The 17,948-nt window shown below is 64.0% G+C and carries 16 protein-coding genes and 1 pseudogene; 6 read left to right on the top strand and 11 right to left on the bottom strand.

Features of this window, described 5'->3' with window-relative positions:
- Positions 1–232: 232 nt before the first annotated feature.
- The 8 genes from ASG25_RS16870 to ASG25_RS16835 all read right to left on the bottom strand — a co-directional run bounded on the left by ASG25_RS16870 (position 233) and on the right by ASG25_RS16835 (position 7,461).
- Entirely contained in the window at positions 233–1,225 is a 993-nt protein-coding gene (locus ASG25_RS16870) for an ABC transporter substrate-binding protein (protein ID WP_062476498.1), read from the bottom strand.
- A 32-nt stretch (positions 1,226–1,257) separates the two neighbouring features.
- Positions 1,258–2,121 (bottom strand): ABC transporter permease, encoded by an 864-nt coding sequence (locus tag ASG25_RS16865; protein ID WP_062476495.1) that lies wholly within the window; start codon positions 2,119–2,121, stop codon positions 1,258–1,260.
- Positions 2,118–2,990, bottom strand: a complete 873-nt coding sequence (locus ASG25_RS16860) for an ABC transporter permease (protein WP_062476492.1) — start codon at positions 2,988–2,990, stop codon at positions 2,118–2,120. The genes ASG25_RS16865 and ASG25_RS16860 overlap by 4 nt, the downstream gene beginning before the upstream one ends.
- 54 nt (positions 2,991–3,044) lie before the next feature.
- Positions 3,045–3,881: an ABC transporter ATP-binding protein gene (locus ASG25_RS16855; RefSeq protein WP_244479443.1), complete on the bottom strand. Its 837-nt coding sequence runs from the start codon at positions 3,879–3,881 to the stop codon at positions 3,045–3,047.
- Complete coding sequence (locus ASG25_RS16850; protein ID WP_062476489.1) at positions 3,878–4,243, bottom strand: hypothetical protein; 366 nt, start codon at positions 4,241–4,243, stop codon at positions 3,878–3,880. Before ASG25_RS16850 ends, ASG25_RS16855 begins: the two co-directional genes overlap by 4 nt.
- Complete coding sequence (gene hydA, locus ASG25_RS16845) at positions 4,243–5,697, bottom strand: dihydropyrimidinase (protein ID WP_062476486.1); 1,455 nt, start codon at positions 5,695–5,697, stop codon at positions 4,243–4,245. The genes ASG25_RS16850 and hydA overlap by 1 nt, the downstream gene beginning before the upstream one ends.
- Before the next feature lie 270 nt (positions 5,698–5,967).
- On the bottom strand, positions 5,968–6,180 hold the full coding sequence (locus tag ASG25_RS23255) for a hypothetical protein (RefSeq protein ID WP_062476483.1): 213 nt from the start codon (positions 6,178–6,180) through the stop codon (positions 5,968–5,970).
- Between the two features lie 30 nt (positions 6,181–6,210).
- Positions 6,211–7,461 carry a Zn-dependent hydrolase gene (locus tag ASG25_RS16835; protein ID WP_062476480.1) on the bottom strand — a complete coding sequence of 417 codons (1,251 nt, stop codon included), beginning with the start codon at positions 7,459–7,461 and terminating at the stop codon, positions 6,211–6,213.
- Between the two features lie 274 nt (positions 7,462–7,735).
- Here ASG25_RS16835 and ASG25_RS16830 point away from each other — a divergent pair, with 274 nt between their 5' ends.
- Positions 7,736–8,413, top strand: coding sequence for a TetR family transcriptional regulator C-terminal domain-containing protein (locus tag ASG25_RS16830; RefSeq protein WP_062477112.1), 678 nt, complete (start codon positions 7,736–7,738; stop codon positions 8,411–8,413).
- Between the two features lie 30 nt (positions 8,414–8,443).
- On the opposite strand, the gene ASG25_RS16825 is transcribed toward ASG25_RS16830, so the two are convergent.
- Positions 8,444–10,138: an adenylate/guanylate cyclase domain-containing protein gene (locus ASG25_RS16825; protein ID WP_062476478.1), complete on the bottom strand. Its 1,695-nt coding sequence runs from the start codon at positions 10,136–10,138 to the stop codon at positions 8,444–8,446.
- 150 nt (positions 10,139–10,288) lie between these two features.
- Here ASG25_RS16825 and ASG25_RS16820 point away from each other — a divergent pair.
- Positions 10,289–10,549, top strand: a pseudogene (locus ASG25_RS16820) (zinc-binding dehydrogenase); the annotation flags it as partial.
- A 62-nt stretch (positions 10,550–10,611) separates the two neighbouring features.
- Here ASG25_RS16820 and preA read toward each other — a convergent pair.
- Both preA and ASG25_RS16810 read right to left on the bottom strand, forming a co-directional pair.
- Positions 10,612–11,925 (bottom strand): NAD-dependent dihydropyrimidine dehydrogenase subunit PreA, encoded by a 1,314-nt coding sequence (gene preA / locus ASG25_RS16815; protein WP_062476473.1) that lies wholly within the window; start codon positions 11,923–11,925, stop codon positions 10,612–10,614.
- A gap of 12 nt (positions 11,926–11,937) precedes the next feature.
- A complete protein-coding gene (locus ASG25_RS16810; protein ID WP_062476467.1) occupies positions 11,938–13,302 on the bottom strand; it encodes an NAD(P)-dependent oxidoreductase in 1,365 nt (454 codons plus the stop codon).
- 178 nt (positions 13,303–13,480) lie between these two features.
- Here ASG25_RS16810 and ASG25_RS16805 point away from each other — a divergent pair, with 178 nt between their 5' ends.
- The 4 genes from ASG25_RS16805 to ASG25_RS16790 all read left to right on the top strand — a co-directional run bounded on the left by ASG25_RS16805 (position 13,481) and on the right by ASG25_RS16790 (position 17,943).
- The gene (locus ASG25_RS16805) at positions 13,481–14,434 is read left to right on the top strand and encodes a sugar-binding transcriptional regulator (RefSeq protein WP_062476464.1); all 954 of its coding nucleotides are present in this window, start codon (positions 13,481–13,483) and stop codon (positions 14,432–14,434) included.
- 149 nt (positions 14,435–14,583) lie between these two features.
- The gene (locus ASG25_RS16800; protein WP_062476460.1) at positions 14,584–15,906 is read left to right on the top strand and encodes a sugar ABC transporter substrate-binding protein; all 1,323 of its coding nucleotides are present in this window, start codon (positions 14,584–14,586) and stop codon (positions 15,904–15,906) included.
- A 328-nt stretch (positions 15,907–16,234) separates the two neighbouring features.
- Positions 16,235–17,107 carry a sugar ABC transporter permease gene (locus ASG25_RS16795; protein WP_062476457.1) on the top strand — a complete coding sequence of 291 codons (873 nt, stop codon included), beginning with the start codon at positions 16,235–16,237 and terminating at the stop codon, positions 17,105–17,107.
- An 11-nt stretch (positions 17,108–17,118) separates the two neighbouring features.
- On the top strand, positions 17,119–17,943 hold the full coding sequence (locus ASG25_RS16790) for a carbohydrate ABC transporter permease (protein ID WP_062476454.1): 825 nt from the start codon (positions 17,119–17,121) through the stop codon (positions 17,941–17,943).
- The last annotated feature ends 5 nt before the right edge of the window (positions 17,944–17,948 follow it).

Genomic DNA, 17,948 nt, shown 5'->3' with positions numbered 1-17,948 from the left:
CCCGGCGTCCTCTATAGCATTGTCCGAGGTTTCGTGCTCGGAGAATCATCGGCACAATGACGTCTGAAACCCCGGAGCCCTTTGGTCTGCAGAGGTCTGATTGTCTATGGCGTCGGGATCAGGCATTTTTCAGGCAGACGGGCCCGGCAACTGGCTCCGGCAGGAACCGAAACGCGAAACGCGCGGCCGGAGCCGCGCGCTGTCGAATGTCAAATGCCGATCGGCTTGCTGGCTACTTCAGCGCTGCGTCGGTGATCTCGTGCGTCCAGGCGCCGGTGGGCTCCTTGGTGATGACGGGGTCGGAGCCGCCCTTCATCAGCGATGCGACCGTGCGGGTGTAGTCGGCCTCGTCCAGCGCGCCGTTGGAGCCGGCGGTCAGCTTGGCAATCTCGCCCATCATGCGCTTCTGGTGCTCTTCGGTCTGGGCGCCGGTCGCGTCGTTTTCCAGCACGATGCCGGCGGCCTCGTCGACGTTCTCTTCGGCGTATTTCCAGCCCTTCATCGAGGCGCGCACGAACTTGACCATCTTGTCCTTGAACGCCTGGTCCTTGAGCTTGTCTTCAAGCACGTAGAGGCCGTCTTCGAGCGTCGCTACGCCCTGATCCTCGTATTTGAACGTCACCAGATCCTCCGGCTTGATGCCGGCGTCGAGAACCTGGCCGTATTCGTTATAGGTCATGGTGGAGATGCAGGCGGCCTGCTTCTGGATCAGCGGATCGACGTTGAAACCCTGCTTGAGGACGGTCACGCCATCCGGCCCGCCATCGGTCTTGAGGCCGAGCTGGCTCATCCAGGACAGGAACGGATATTCGTTGCCGAAGAACCAGACGCCGAGCGTCTTGCCCTTGAAGTCGGCGGGGCTCGTCACGCCGCTTTCCTTGAGGCAGGTCAGCATCATGCCGGACCGCTTGAACGGCTGGGCGATATTGACGAGGGCGACACCCTTTTCGCGGGTGGCGAGGGCCGAGGGCATCCAGTCGACCACGACATCGGCTCCACCGCCGGCGATGACCTGCGGAGGCGCGATATCCGGACCGCCCGGCTTGATCTCGACGTCAAGACCTTCCTCCTCGTAGAAGCCCTTGTCCTTGGCGACGTAATAGCCGGCAAACTGTGCCTGCGTGACCCATTTCAGCTGCAGCGTGACCTTGTCCGCTGCCATGGCGTCGAAGGCGGCCAGCGAGAGAGCACTGGACAGGAGAAGCGATGCGATTGTCCGTTTCATGTTCGTTCCCTTTGTTATCGTTCGTCTTCTTTTTACGCCCGCCCACCGCGGACGGACGGATGCCAGAACGTGACGACGCGTTCCACCAGCGCCACCACACCATAGAACACCGAGCCGGCCAGCGCCGCCACGGCGATCTCCGCCCAGACCATGTCGACATTCATGCGCCCCACCTCGGTGGAGATGCGAAAGCCCATGCCGACGATCGGGGTGCCGAAGAATTCCGCGACGATGGCACCGATCAGGGCCAGCGTCGAGTTGATCTTCAACGCATTGAAAATGAAAGGCCAGGCGGCCGGCAGCCGGAGCTTGATCAGCGTCTGGAACCAGGAAGCCGCATAGGTCTGCATCAGATCCTTTTCCATGCTGCTGGCCGCGGCAAGCCCTGTCACCGTGTTCACCAGCATGGGGAAGAACGTCATGATGACGACGACCGCCACCTTGGACGGCCAGTCGAAGCCGAACCACATGACCATGATCGGGGCGACGCCCACGACGGGGAGGGCGGACACGAAGTTTCCGAGGGGCAGAAGCCCTTTCTGCAGGAAGGGCGAGCGATCGATGGCGATGGCGACCAGGAAGCCGAGACCGCAACCGGCGACATAGCCGGTGAGCACGGATTTGAGGAAGGTCTGCCGGAAGTCGGCCCAGAGCGTGGGCAGGGACGAGATCAGCCGCGTCCAGATCATGGATGGCGGCGGCAAGAGGACGGCCGGCACGGCGAAGCCGCGCACGAGGCCCTCCCAGAGGACGAGGAGGCTGATGCCGAAAAGGATCGGCACGGCAAGGCGGATGGCGCGCGCCGAGGCCTTCGAGGCTGGTTTCCGGCGCACCAGCCATTCGTTGAGTGCCCAGGCGGCAAGCCAGAAGAGCACGGCGGGAAGAATGGCGTTCATGGGCGGGCTCCCATGCGGCGAAGCACAGCGGCGTGCGCGGCACCGACGAGAAGAACGAGGATCGCGGCAAGGCCCGCCGCCATGAACAGGGCCGACCAGATCTGGACGGTCTGCCCGTAATAGGAGCCGGCCAGAAGGCGCGCGCCGAGCCCGGCGACGGCACCCGTCGGCAGTTCGCCGACAATGGCGCCCACCAGCGAGATGGCGACGGCCACTTTCAGCGAGGCGAACAGATATGGCATGGACGCCGGCCAGCGCAGCTTCCAGAAGAGTTGCGCGGGGCTGGCATTGTAGGTGCGCATCAGGTCGAGCTGGATCTGTTCCGGACTGCGCAGACCCTTCACCATGCCGACCGCGATCGGGAAGAACGAGAGATAGGTCGAGATCAGCGCTTTCGGCAGCAGACCGGAAATGCCGATGGCGTTGAGCACGACGATGATCATCGGGGCGATCGCGAGAATCGGGATGGTCTGGCTGGCGATGATCCAGGGCATCAACGAGCGGTCCATGGCCCTGTTGTGCACGATGCCGACCGCCAGGGCGATGCCGAGCAGGGTGCCGAGACCGAAGCCGACCAGCGTGGCGGAGAGCGTGATCCAGGCGTGATAGACGAGGCTGCGCTTGGAGGTCACCGGCTTGTTGATCGTCGTGTCCCAGAGTTCGGCGATCACCTGATGCGGCGCCGGCAGAACCGGCCGCGCCTGCGCCATCGTCCGCGGTACGATCTCCGCGAAGGTCACGCTTGTTCCGGCCCGGCCGGCCGTGTCGCGTTCGAACGGCGCATTGAGGAAAACGGCGGCGGCGTACCAGACGAGGAGGAGCACGGCGAGAATGGTGAGGACGGGAATGATCTTTTCGCGCGTCGTCATGGGGTGCTCTCTCCGGCGCGCGACGGGCGGCTGTTCGTCCGCGGCATCCGGTCGCTACTCGTCATAGCTGTGTCCCGCCCGCAGACCGTCCCGGACACGGCTGGCGATTTCCAGGAATTCGGGCGTTTCGCGGATATCCAGCGGCCGCTCCCGTGGCAGGGTCGACTCGATCACGTCGGTGATCCGGCCCGGACGCGGGCTCATCACGACGATCTTGGTGGAGAGGTAGACGGCCTCGGGGATGGAGTGGGTGACGAAGCAGATGGTCTTTTCGGTGCGGGCCCAGAGCTCGAGAAGCTGCTCGTTCAGGTGGTCGCGCACGATTTCGTCCAGTGCTCCGAACGGTTCATCCATCAGCAAGAGGTCCGCATCGAAGGCGAGCGCGCGGGCGATGGAGGCGCGCTGCTGCATGCCGCCGGAGAGCTGCCAGGGAAACTTCTTGCCGAAACCCGACAGGTTGACGAGAGCCAGCGTGCGCTCGATCCGCGCGCGTTTCTCGGCGTCGCCATAGCCCATGATCTCCAGCGGAAGCGCGATGTTTTGCTCGATCGTACGCCAGGGATAGAGGGCTGCGGCCTGGAAGACGTATCCATAGGACCGGTTCTTCCGCGCATCCTCGGGCGTCGTGCCGTTGACCGTGATTGTGCCGGCGGTGGGCGTCTCGAGATCCGCGATGACGCGCAGGAATGTGGTCTTGCCGCAGCCGGACGGGCCGATGAAGGAGACGAAATCGCCCTTGCGGACGTCGAGATCGACCCCGGTCAGGGCGGTGACCGGCCCGTCGTCGGTCTTGAAGGTCAGGCCGAGACCTCGAGCCGAGACGACGGATCGGCCATCGGCCGGCCGGCTGTCGGCATCGGGGCCTGTCGGGGAAAGGGCATCGGGTGTCATCTGCGGCATTGCGAAAGCGGTCCCCATGTGGTGCCGTCCTTGAAACGGATCGTATAGCCCTTCGCGCCGCGGTCGAGCGCGACGGTTTCCTTCGGGCCGACCTCGCCTTCGGCATCGCACTGGGTGCGGACGCTGAAGCCGGATGGCGTCTTCTTCGCCGTTCCCTCGAACTGGCAGTAGGCCGTGGCCGTGGTGATGCCTTCGTCGTTGAGGAGAAAGAACACATCCGCGCCGCTCGACTCGCTCGTCAGGACATAGGCGCAGCCTTCCGCATCACCATAGGCGCCGTCGAGAAAGCTGGGCGCAGCGACGCTCACGCCCGACACGCAGCCGCAGGCGGCAATGAGCGCGAGCATGCGCATCAGACGCCACTCGCCGGGATGCCGGTCCGCGTCACCTTGCGCGGCGCCGTGATTTCCTTCCAGGTCGACAAGGCCTTGGACACCGGCGTGACCGGGGGCCGGCGGACGAAAGCGCCATGGCCCTCGCGTGTTTTCACCGTATCCTCCTCGATCGCGACCATGCCGCGCGTCAGCGTGTAGCGAGGCAGGCCGGTCACGGTCTTGCCCTCGAAGACGTTGTAGTCGATCGCCGACTGCTGGGTCTTGGCGGAAATGACCTTCGTCCGTTTCGGATCCCAGACGACGAGGTCGGCATCGGCGCCGACGAGGATCGCGCCTTTCTTCGGGTAGATGTTGAGGATCTTCGCGATGTTGGTCGACGTCACCGCAACGAACTCGTTCATGGTGATGCGGCCTGTCGCCACGCCATGCGTCCAGAGCATCGGCATGCGATCTTCCAGCCCGCCGGTCCCGTTCGGAATCTTGCGGAAATCGCCAAGGCCGGAGCGCTTCTGTTCGGTGGTGAAGGCGCAGTGATCCGTCGCCACGCATTGCAGCGACCCGGACGAAAGGCCGGCCCAGAGGCTGTCCTGGTGCTGCTTGCTGCGGAATGGCGGCGACATCACGCGGCGGGCGGCATGGTCCCAGTCACCGTTGGCATATTCGCTTTCGTCGAGCGTCAGGTGCTGAATGAGGGGCTCGCCATAGACCCGCATGCCCTTCTGCCGGGCGCGGCGGATGGCTTCGTGGCTTTGCTCGCAGGAGGTGTGGACGATATAGACCGGACAGCCCGCCATGTCGGCGATCATGATCGCGCGGTTCGTCGCCTCGCCCTCGACCTCGGGCGGGCGGGAATAGGCATGCGCCTCCGGCCCGTCGTTGCCTTCGGCCATGAGCTTGGCCTGCATCTGCGCCACGACGTCGCCATTCTCGGCATGGACGAGCGGGAGCGCGCCAAGCTCTGCACAGCGCTGGAAGGACGCGAACATTTCGTCGTCGTCCACCATCAGCGCACCCTTGTAGGCCATGAAATGCTTGAAGGTGTTGATGCCTTTGTCGCGGACGATCGCCTCCATCTCCTCAAATACCTGCGCACCCCACCAGGTGATCGCCATGTGGAAGGAATAGTCGCAGGCCGCCCGCGAGGTCTTGTTGTGCCACATGTCGAGCGCGTCGAGCAGCGACTGGCCCGGATTCGGCAGCGCGAAATCCACCACCATCGTCGTTCCCCCGGCCAGTGCCGCGCGGGTGCCGCTCTCGAAATCGTCGGCGGAATAGGTGCCCATGAACGGCATTTCGAGATGGGTATGGGGGTCGATGCCGCCGGGCATGACGTAGCAGCCCGTCGCGTCGAGCACATCGCCGCCGGTCAGGTTGGGTCCGATCTCGGCGATCACGCCGTTCTCGATGCGGATGTCCGCGGCGTAGGTCAGGTCGGCCGTGACGATGGTGCCGTTCTTGATGATGGTGGTCATGGGTGTTCCTCCTCCGGCTTCCTTAGTGTGGCTGCGGGATGCTCGCCTGTCGCAAGCCTGTAATGTTGATCAAGGCGGCTTCGACCTGCGACATGTCAAAGCCTGGACGGGGGCCGAGCATCATGCGCATCGCCATCTTGTTGCGGTGGGTCGTCGTGTCGGAGGGTGGGGTGAGCTTCGATGTCCGCATTCGCGTGAAGACTGACGGCGGGCCGGGGTTTTCCGAATATTCCCGGAAACACGGCAAGGATGACGTCCCACGCTGCACCCTCACGGACGATTCCCAACTTCAAAGGCCGTGCCATCGTAGAATCCGCCGATACCGGGCCGCTCATCCGTCATGACCGATTTGGCTGCCGGACCGAGCGCATCTTCGAGGTGCGACGGACTGGCGGGATCCGGTGCCGATACCGCGCTCGGGCGATAACCCCGTCCTAGCCGGCGTTCCCGTTCTTCCAGCGACAATTCCCTCGGGCGACCCATGACGGCTCTCCTCATCTTGGCGTGCCGATCCTACTCCACAATCCCGGCCGTCTCTACCACGGCGTGAAACAGGACGTCGCAACCGGCGCTCGCCCAATCCTTCGAAATTTCTTCCGCCTCGTTGTGGCTGAGCCCGCCGACGCAGGGGCACATGATCATGGTGGCGGGAGCGACGCGGGCTGCCCAGCAGGCATCGTGACCGGCACCGGAGATGATGTCCATGTGGCTGAGCCCGAGCTTTTCGGCGGCCGTGCGAACGGTCGAGACCAGCGTCGGATCGAAGGTGACCGGGTCGAAATGGCCGACCGCCTCCACCGAGCAGCCGACGCCGAGATCGGCACAGATCATGGCGGCCTCCGCCTCGATGCGGGCGCGCATCCGGTCGAGCTTGGCCTGGTCGGGCGTGCGGATGTCGACGGTAAAGACGACCTTGCCGGGCAGGACATTGCGGGAATTGGGCGAGAAGAAGACCTGGCCGACGCCGCCGACAGCGCCCGGCTGCTCGCCCATCGCGACCTTCTGCACCATCTCGACGATGCGCGACATGGCAAGGCCGGCGTTGACACGCAGGCCCATCGGCGTCGAGCCGGTGTGGGCCTCGCGTCCCGTCAGCGTGAATTCGAGCCACCAGAGACCCTGGCAGTGGGTCACGACGCCAATCGCCTTGTTTTCCGCCTCGAGGATCGGGCCCTGCTCGATGTGATATTCGAAATAGGCGTGCATCTTGCGCGCGCCGACCTCTTCCTCGCCGCGCCATCCGATGCGGGCCAGCTCGTCACCATAGGTCTTTCCGTCCGGATCCTTGCGGCTGTAGGCGTAGTCGAGCGTGTGGACGCCTGCAAAGACGCCGGAGGCAAGCATGGCGGGCGCAAAGCGCGCGCCTTCCTCGTTTGCCCAGTTGGTGACGACGATCGGGTGTTTCGTCTTCAAGCCGAGGTCGTTGAGGGTCCGCACGACTTCGAGCCCCGCGAGCACGCCGAGGACGCCATCGTATTTCCCGCCGGTCGGCTGGGTGTCGAGGTGCGATCCGACATAGACCGGCAGAGCATCCGGGTCCGTGCCCGGCCGGGTGGCAAACATGGTGCCCATGCGGTCCAGCCCCATGGTCAGGCCGGCCTCCTTGCACCAGGTTTCAAACAGGCTTCGGCCTTCGGCATCGGCATCGGTCAGCGTCTGGCGATTGTTGCCGCCGGCGATGCCTGGTCCGATGTCCGCCATGCGCATGAGACTGTCCCAGAGACGCTCAGCGTCGATGCGCATATTTTCGCCCGGTGCGGCCATGGCTTTCCCTCTCCGTTCGGACGCGGCAAGGCGCAAAGGCGCGCTCGTCTGCCAGACGTTCGACTGTCTTGTTCCCACCGGTCAAACGGGGCATTCTTTTTGTGCGCCCTCGTATCAGTCGTTGCGTTTGTCATTGAAGTGACTGATAATTTAACCGGTTGGTAAACATTACAACTTCCGTTGCAGCACTCAAGACGGAAAAACAAAAAAAGAAAAGTTGCCTGCGCGACGAGATGGAATGGCGGCCGCTGCGGCCGGCGAAAGGGGACCCGTGATGGCAATTCCAAGGGCAGCGCCGAGAGCCGCCAGGACGCAGCGGCGCACGCGGATCCAGGAGGAAAAGGAAGAGCTGATCCTGGAAGCGGCGCTGGACGTCTTTGCGACCAACGGCTTCCGCGGCAGCACCATCGACCAGATCGCCGAGGTCGCGGGCATGTCGAAGCCCAACCTGCTCTATTATTTCCGCACGAAAGAGGCGATGCACCGGGCGCTGATCGAGCGCGTCCTCGACAGCTGGCTCGATCCTCTGCGCGAGTTCGATGCCGCGGGAAATCCGGTTTCCGAGATCCGCAGCTATATCCGACGCAAGCTCGAAATGGCGCGGGACTTTCCGCGCGAAAGCCGCCTTTTCGCCAACGAGGTTCTGCAGGGTGCACCGCGCATCGAAGATGCGCTGATGGGGCCGCTGAAATCGCTTGTCGACGAGAAGGCGATGGTCATTCGCGCCTGGGCAAAGGCCGGCAAGATTGCCAAATGCGACCCGTATCACCTGATCTTCGCCATCTGGGCGACAACGCAGCATTATGCCGATTTCGACGTGCAGGTGCGGGCGGTTCTCGGGCCCAACAGGGCCGGCGAGGGGCGCTTCGAGGATGCAGCCCGTTTTCTGGAACACCTGTTCGTCAACGGTCTCGCTGTGGGCGGGCCGCCGGCGGGCACTGCTGGAAGCTGAAGCATCCGGGCTTTCCGTGTCGACGCCGGATCAGGCGCCGGTTCGCGCGGCTTTCGCGACGGCGTCCTTTTTCTCACGGGTGGCGGCAAGCAGGATGCCGATCTCCTCGGCGTTTTCCACGATCAGCGTCTCCAGCGTGCCCTTGCGCCCGCGAATGGCGATGTCGTGGCTCTCGCGATCGTCCAGCGTCAAGCCGGCGTAACGGATGACGTCGGCGGAGACGGCCAGCTGCGCGTCATACTCCTTGGCAAAGCCCTCGAGCCGGCTCGCTGCGTTGATCGTGTCGCCGACGGCCGTCAGCGAGGAGGCGCGGCCGTAGCCGATATGGCCGATGATGGCCGGCCCGGCATGCATGCCCATGGCGATGCGAAGCGGCTTGTCGAGTTCGCTCGTGAAGTTTCGATTGAGCGTCTCGATGCCGCGGGAGATACGGGCCGTTGCCTCGAGCGCATTGGCGCAGGCGTCCTCGATCCGGCCGGTCAGGCCGAAGATGGCCAGCACGCCGTCACCGATGAACTTGTCGATCACGCCGCCGGCACCTTCGACGGCCTCGCCGATCGTCTCGAAATAGCGGTTGAGCAGAAACACGGTGTCGAAGGGCAGATGCTGCTGGGTGAGCAGCGTGAAATCGCGCAGATCGCAGAACAGCACCGCGATGCGACGTTCGCGGCCCGCCGCCACGTCCTCGCCGATCTGCGGGCGCACACCGACATTCTCGGCGCCCAGCACAGGCGCGATGGCGACGTCGTGGTTCGGCCGAAGCTGGCAGCCGAGACGGACGTTTTCGCCGGCGCGAATGCGGATCAGGGTCTGGCGCTCGCCTTCGCTCGGCGGCGGCAATCCTTCCAGTCCTTCGGTCACCCGCACCCGGCAGGTCGAACAGCGGCCACGCCCCCCGCAGACGGAAAGGTGAGGGATGCCGGCCGAACGACTCGCTTCGAGCACGGAAAAGCCGCGCGCGACCGAGAGGACCCGTCCATCGGGATAGCGGATGCGCACCCGTCCGCGAATCGGGAAGGACCGCCAGAGCAGGGTGATGCCGATGGAGGCCACGAGAACGAGAAAGATCCCCTGGCGAATGTCGGCCAGAAGCGCCGGATCGGTCCGGCCCGACATGAACCACGCGTTCGACGGCATGGCCGGGCCGACGGCGCGGGCGGCGACCGCAAAGCCCAGCAGCGAGAGGACCGGAACCAGCAGCGCGAGCGTATAGAGCACCAGCGCCGCGCGGGGATACCAGTCACGGCCGCGCATCCAGAACCAGAACCCGAGACAGCCATGGGCCCATGCGATCACGAGGGCGACGGATTGCCAGATGGTGTTTTCGGTCCGCGACCAGATCCGCGGCAAGATATCGCGGTAGTCGGCGGAATATCCCGACAGCATCCAGTCGATTCGGGTGACGGTGACATGGCTGACCAGCAGGAAGGGCAAAGCCAGGCCGAGGCCGATCTTCAAGGCCTCCCGCAGCGGCATGCGCAGGGTCTGCCGCCGCCGCAGCCCATCGAGCGCGAGCACGAAATGAACGGCGAGCGACCCGTAAAGAGCAACCGTTCCCGGCCGACTGCGCCAGACCTGGTTGAAGAGATCACGGCCGCGCTCCATCGCGTCGATCGAGACGAGGCCGAGCGCGTGGTTGAGAAAATGCGTGAGCAGGAACAGGCCCAGACAGACGCCGGTCCAGATATGCAGGCGCTTGCGCAGCTTCGAACGATCGCGTTTCAAGCAGGCTCCGGTTCGTTCGGTTGATCACCCGATGCTTATCGGCCAGTTTGGAACGCGGGGCAACGCAGGAATTGTGACGCGCTGCCCGAACGACCCGCAGCGCAAGAGGTGAGGGCGTCAGCCCATCGCAAGCGGAAGCTCGGCGGCCAGGCCGTCGGTGGCCGGGTCTCGGTCATCGGCGTTTTCGAAGGCTTTGACCTTTCGGGGCCAGCCGGACCGCTGATGCTGAAATCACCGCTGGTGCAGGGCATCTTCGTCGGTCATCGCCGGGCTCTCGAGGATTTCGTCAGGGCCATCGACGTCACCGGTCTGAAGCCGGTGATCGACGGGCGTTATGGCTTCGATGCGGTACAGGCGGCATTCGCGCATCTGGAGCGTGGTCCCTTCGGCAAAGTCGTCGTCACCTTTTGACGCCTGAACGCCCGATCCGTCTTGCCGCGCGACGATCGATCGCCGCGCGGCGAGGCGCGATATTACTCCGCCGCCTGGCGCGACATCGGATTGTTCGGGTGGGTGGTCCAGTTCGCATAGGTGGGCTCGACCACCTTGCCGGTCCGCTCGTCGAGCGTGCCCGGGGGCAGGGCGACCATGGTGATGCAGTCCTGGACGGGGCAGACGTTGACGCAGAGATTGCAGCCGACGCATTCGTCTTCCATCACCTCGAAGTGCCTGACGCCATCGACATACTGGGTGATCGCCTGGTGAGACGTGTCCTCGCACGCGATGTGGCAGCGGCCGCATTTGATGCAGGCATCCTGGTCGATCCTGGCCTTTGCGACATAGTTGAGGTTCAGATACTGCCAGTCCGACACGTTCGGAACGGCGCGGCCGGTGATGTCGTCGAGCGTCCGGTGACCCTTGGAATCCATCCAGGTCGAGAGCCCGGTGATCATCTCCTGCACGATCTTGAAGCCGTAGGTCATGGCCGCGGTGCAGACCTGGACGTTGCCGGCGCCGAGCACAAGGAATTCGGCCGCATCGCGCCAGGTGGTAATGCCTCCGATGCCGGAGATGGGCATGCCCTGCGTTTCAGGATCACGCGCGATCTCGGCCACCATGTTGAGCGCGATCGGCTTGACCGCCGGGCCGCAATAACCGCCATGGCTGCCCTTGCCGTCGATCGAGGGTTCCGGGGCGAAGGTGTCGAGATTGACCGAGGTGATCGAGTTGATGGTGTTGATCAGCGACACGGCGTCGGTGCCGCCGGCTTTGGCGGCGCGGGCGGGATGGCGGATGTCGGTGATGTTCGGCGTCAGCTTGGTGATGACCGGCATGCGGGTATACTGCTTGCACCAGCGCACCACCATTTCGATATAGGCCGGCACCTGGCCGACGGCGGCGCCCATGCCGCGCTCCGACATGCCGTGCGGACAGCCGAAATTGAGCTCGATGCCGTCGGCCCCCGTCTCCTCGACCAGCGGCAGGATCGCCTTCCAGCTTTCCTCCTCGCAGGGAACCATGATGGACGCGATCAGCGCACGGTCCGGCCAGTTCATCTTGACCTGCTTCATCTCCCGCAGGTTGGTATAGAGATCCCGATCGGTGATCAGCTCGATATTGTTCAGGCCGAGGAGCCGGCGGTCGGCGCCCCAGATGGCGCCGTAGCGCGGACCGTTGACGTTCACGACCGGCGGGCCGTCCTCACCGAGCGTCTTCCAGACCACACCGCCCCAGCCGGCCTTGAAGGCACGCTCGACGTTGTAGGCCTTGTCGGTCGGTGGTGCCGAGGCGAGCCAAAACGGGTTGGGGGATTTGATGCCGACGAAAGTGTTGCGCAGATCAGCCATGGTTCATCTCCCTCAAGCGACGGCAGCGGACGGATGGCGTTCGGCCATCAGCGTGCGGTGGATCTGTTCTGCGGCATCGCGCCCCTGGGCGACGGCCGACACGGTAAGGTCTTCGCCGCCGAGACGACAGTCGCCGCCGGCCCACACACGGTCGAGCGACGTGCGTCCGTCCGAATCCACGAGAATACGGCCGGACTGAAGCGCGACGACGCCAAGCGCCGCGGGTTCGAGCGTCTGCCCGATCGCCTTCAGGATATGATCGGCGACCAGCACGCCGGTCTCGCCGGTCGTGGCCAGGCGACCCTCCCTCTCTTCGGTGTAGTCGAGTTCGATGCCCGCGACCTTGCCGTCGTCGCCGACGAGGATGCGTTTGGGCTGCAGCCAGTGACGGATGGTGACGCCGCGCGACGTTGCGAGATCCTGCTCATAGGCCGAGGCGTTCATGTGTTCGCGTCCGCGCCGGTAGCAGATGGTCACTTCTTCCGCGCCGAGCAGCTTTGCCTGGACCGCGGCGTCGATCGCGGTCATGCCGCCGCCGATCACCACGACGCGGCGGCCAACGGGGATGTCGGTCTTTCCCGGCGATTGCCGCAGGGCCGCGATGAAATCGATCGCATCCTCGACACCTTCGGCCGCTTCGCCGTCCGTGCGCAGCGCATTGACGCCGGTGAGGCCCATGCCGAGGAAGACGGCATCATGGCGGGCAAGCAGATCCGCCAGCTTGATGTCGCGGCCGAGCTGCTGGCGGTTGCGAATCTCGATGCCGCCGATGGCGAGGATGTAATCCACCTCCTTCTGCGCAAAATCGTCCGTCGCCTTGTAGGTGGCGATCCCGTATTCGTTCAACCCTCCGGCTTTTTCGCGCGCGTCATAGACGATGACATCGTGGCCGTTGACGGCGAGACGATGGGCGCAGGCAAGGCCCGCCGGCCCGGCGCCGACGACGGCCACGGTCTTTCCGGTCGAGGGTGCACGCGTGTAGAACTGGCGCTCTTCCGCCATGGCAATGTCGGTGGCATAGCGCTGCAGCCGGCCGATCGCGACCGGACGGCCCTCGGCCTCCATGCGGACGCAGGCTTCCTCGCAGAGCGTTTCGGTGGGACAGACCCGGGCGCACATGCCGCCGAGAATGTTCTGGTCGAAGATGGTGTTGGCCGAGCCGATCGGATTGCCCGTCGCGATCTGGCGGATGAAAAGGGGGATGTCGATGGATGTCGGGCAGGCCGTCATGCACGGCGCATCATAGCAGAAATAGCAGCGATCCGCTGCGACGAGCGCCTCGTGCTCGTCGAGGCGCGGATGCAGATCCGCGAAGTTCGCTTCGTACTGGCCGGGCGTCAGTCGCCCGCCGATCATTCCGGAGTCCGTCGTTCCCATGTTTTCCTCCCGATGGCAACCGCACGATCAGCGAAGGCTAACATGGAAAATTTCTTGATCAAACGGTAAAATTTCAGAGCGGGTTTCCGGTGTTTTCCCCGTCCCGGGGTCAATTGACAGGCCCCGGCAAAAGGTGTCAGCACTTCGTCTTCCCGCTGGACCTTGGGAGAGGCATGGAATGGCACGCAGACCGGAAGCGAATGCACGGCTCGACGACGCGGCACGCGCCGGCTGGCTCTACTATGTCGCGGGCCGGACGCAGGACGAGATTGCCGGACAGATGGGGATCTCGCGGCAGTCGGCGCAGCGGCTCGTGTCGCTTGCCATGGCGGAGCGCCTGATCAAGGTGCGCCTCGATCACCCGATCGCCGCCTGCATGGAACTCGGCCTGCGGCTGAAGGAACGCTATGGCCTGCGGCAGGCGGAGGTGGTGCCGAGTGACCCGACGTCGTCATCCACCACGGTCGGCATTGCCGAGGCAGGGGCGGCCGAGATCGAGCGCTGGCTGAAGTCGAGCGACCCGATCATCATGGCGATCGGGACCGGGCGGACGCTGAAGGCCGCCATCGACCAGCTGCCGGCCATGGATTGTCCGCAGCATCGCATCGTCTCGCTGACAGGCAATATCGGCGTCGATGGTTCGGCCGCCTATTACAACGTCATCTTTTCCATGGCCGATGCCGTCAAGGCGCGGCATTTTCCCATGCCCCTGCCGGTCATCGTGTCGTCGGCCGAGGAGCGGGAAGTGCTGCACAAGCAGATCCTCGTGCAGTCGGCGCTCAGCCTCGGCACGCAGGCCGATATCGCCTTCGTCGGCATCGGCGAGGTGGGCACCGACGCGCCGCTCTGCCAGGACGGGTTTCTGGCCCATGACGAGATGGCGCGGCTCGTGGAGCAGGGCGCCGCCGGTGAAATCTGCGGCTGGATGTTTGATGGCGACGGACAGCTCATCTCGGGCGAAATCAATAAACGAGTGGCGAGCGTTCCCTTGCCGTCCCGCGATGCAACGACCCTGATCGGCATGGCCAAGGGCCGCCGCAAGCACGTCGCCTTGCGGGCGGCCTTGCGGGGCGGACTCATCAACGGCGTCATCACGGACGAGGACACGGCCGAATTTCTGCTCGCTGATTGAGCAAATATGTCAAAAAATTGTCAGTCGTTGCGATGACTTAGCTTTGTGTTCGGCGATGCAGCAACGAATGCGATTGACAAATCCACCCTGAAAATGAGTAATTGCCCGTGAGCGAGGCAAATGCTCATTACTCTTCTGGGAGGAAGATCATGAATTTGAAGACATCTCTGCTGGGCGCATGCTCAGCATTCGTCATTGCTGCCGTTTCCGGCGGTCTGGCCCAGGCCGAGACCCTCACCATTGCAACGGTGAACAATGGCGACATGGTCCGGATGCAGACACTGACCGACGACTTCACCAAGGCCAATCCCGACATCCAGCTCGAATGGGTGACTCTGGAAGAAAACGTCCTGCGTGAGCGCGTTACCACCGACATCGCGACAAAGGGCGGCCAGTACGACGTCCTAACGATCGGCACCTATGAAGTTCCGATCTGGGCCAAGCAGAACTGGCTTCTGCCGCTCGACAACCTGGGCGCCGACTACGACGTCGACGACCTGCTGCCGGCCATCCGCTCGGGCCTGACGGCCGATGGCAAGCTGTACGCTGCCCCGTTCTACGGCGAAAGCTCCATGGTCATGTACCGCAAGGACCTGATCGAGAAGGCCGGGCTGAAGATGCCCGACGCGCCGACGTGGGACTTCATCAACGAAGCAGCCCGCAAGATGACCGATCGTGCCAACGGTATCAACGGCATCTGCCTTCGCGGCAAGGCCGGCTGGGGCGAGAACATGGCGTTCCTCACGGCGACGTCCAACGCCTTCGGCGCACGCTGGTTCGACGAGAACTGGAAGCCGCAGTTCGACCAGCCCGAGTGGAAGAACACGCTCGACATGTACGTCAAGCTGATGAACGATGCCGGCCCGCAGGGTGCATCCTCCAACGGCTTCAACGAAAACCTGGCGCTCTTCCAGCAGGGCAAGTGCGGCATGTGGATCGACGCCACGGTGGCGGCATCCTTCGTGACCAACCCGAAGGACTCGACGGTTGCCGACAAGGTCGGCTTCGCTCTGGCGCCGGACACCGGTCTCGGCAAGCGCGGCAACTGGCTCTGGGCCTGGAACCTCGCCATCCCGGCTGGTACCCAGAAGGCTGCAGCGGCCGAGAAGTTCGTGTCCTGGGCAACCAGCAAACACTACCTCGACCTCGTCGCGCAGAAGGAAGGCTGGGCCAACGTTCCTCCGGGCACGCGCACCTCGCTCTACCAGAATGCGGAGTACCAGAAGGCCGCCCCGTTCGCCAAGATGACGCTTGACAGCATCAACGCCGCCGACCCGAAGAACCCGTCGACGAAGCCGGTTCCCTATGTCGGCGTCCAGTTCGTGGCCATCCCCGAGTTCCAGAGCCTTGGAACGACCGTCGGCCAGCTGTTCTCGGCAGCTCTTGCCGGCCAGATGTCCGTCGATGATGCCCTCGCTCAGGCCCAGACGGCAGCGACACGCGAAATGACGCGCGGCGGCTACATCAAGTAAGCCCACGTCATGCGCGGGGCGTTTTCCACCCTCGACGGGTAAGATCGCTCCTCACCCTCGCCCTCTTCCCGTCTGCGGGGAGAGGGGATATGCCGGGCCTTGCCTCTCCCCGTTCGCGGGGAGAGGCAACCTGCCGGGCTTTCAGTCTTCCGAATGACGCAGGTGCTGCGTGTTGCTTCGCCCCGCCAAAGCGGGGAAGGTGCCGGCAGGCGGGCACGGGTTCGACCCGCACGCCGCCCCAGACGAAAAAACAACCCACACAACAAAATGCCGCCCCTTCCGTCGTTGCGGAGGGTAGAGCCGGCAGTACCAGAGGGAGGGTCCAACCATGGCAACGCAGAACACCCGAGGCCTTGCCCGGATCATGATGGCGCCGTCCGTCGGCCTGCTGCTGATCTGGATGATCGTGCCGCTGGCGATGACGCTCTGGTTCTCGTTCCAGAACTACAACCTCCTGAACCCGGCCAATGTCAGCTTCGCTGGACTGTTCAACTATCAGTTCTTCTATTCCGATCCTGCTTTCTTCCAGTCGATCTTCAACACGCTGATCATCGTCGTCGGCGTCCTTGCGATCACGGTTATCGGCGGGATCGCGATCGCGCTGATGCTCGACCAGCCGGTCTGGGGGCAGGGGATCGTGCGCATCCTCGTCATTTCCCCGTTCTTCGTCATGCCGCCGGTCGCGGCGCTGGTCTGGAAGAACATGATCATGCACCCGCAATACGGGGTGTTCGCCGATATTTCCCGATTCTTCGGCCTTCAGCCGGTCGACTGGTTCGGTCAGTATCCGCTGTTCTCCATCATCATCATCGTGGCCTGGCAGTGGCTGCCCTTCGCGACGCTCATTCTCCTCACCGCCCTGCAGTCGCTCGACGGCGAGCAGAAGGAAGCGGCCGAGATGGACGGGGCGAATTTTGTCAACCGGTTCATCTACCTGACCGTCCCGCATCTCGCCCGCTCGATCACGGTGGTCATCCTGATCCAGACGATCTTCCTGCTGGGCGTCTATGCGGAAATCCTGGTCACCACCAATGGCGGCCCGGGCTACGCCTCGACCAACCTGCCGTTCCTGATCTACCGCACGGCCCTTCTCGGCTACGACGTCGGCGGTGCTTCCGCCGGGGGCATCATCGCCGTCATCCTCGCCAACATCGTCGCCTTCTTCCTGATGCGCGCCGTCGGCAAGAACCTCGACAAGTAGGGAACACTCTCATGGCACGCGCCGTTTCGACCCGCAGGACCGTCTTCTTCACCGTGCTCGCCTGGATCGTGGCCCTGGTGATCTTCTTTCCGATCCTCTACACGATCATCACCTCGTTCAAATCCGAGACGGAAGCGATCCAGGGCTTCAACCTCATTCCCTCGGGCACGGTCGAGAGCTATGCCGCCGTGCAGGCGCAGAGCAACTACTTCAAGTTCTTCATGAATTCGGTCATCATTTCGGTCGGTTCGACGCTGCTGGCGCTGCTGATCTCGGTGCCGGCCGCCTGGGCGATGGCGTTCTCGCCAACGCCGCGCACCAAGGACGTCCTGATGTGGATGCTCTCCACCAAGATGATGCCGGCCGCCGCCGTCATGGTGCCGATCTACCTTCTGTTCCGCGATTTCGGCCTGCTCGACAGCCGCTTCGGCCTGACCATCATGCTGACCATGATCAACCTGCCGATCGTCGTCTGGATGCTCTACACCTACTTCCGGGAAATCCCGGGCGAAATCCTCGAAGCCGCCCGCATGGACGGAGCGTCGCTCTGGGGCGAGATCGCCTACGTGCTGACGCCGATGGCGGTGCCGGGCATTGCCTCCACCATGCTTCTCAACATCATCCTCGCCTGGAACGAAGCGTTCTGGACAATCCGACTCACCACCACCAACGCAGCACCTCTGACGGCCTTCATCGCCTCGTTCTCCAGCCCGCAAGGCCTGTTCTGGGCGAAGCTTTCGGCAGCGTCGACGCTTGCCATCGCGCCGATCCTGATCATGGGCTGGTTCAGCCAGAAGCAACTGGTGCGCGGCCTGACCTTCGGCGCCGTGAAGTAAGTTCG

Origin of the sequence: Rhizobium sp. Leaf384, assembly GCF_001424065.1 — a bacterium.
In the GTDB taxonomy this organism is placed as follows: domain Bacteria; phylum Pseudomonadota; class Alphaproteobacteria; order Rhizobiales; family Rhizobiaceae; genus Ferranicluibacter.
This window is presented reverse-complemented; position numbering and strand designations above follow the sequence as displayed.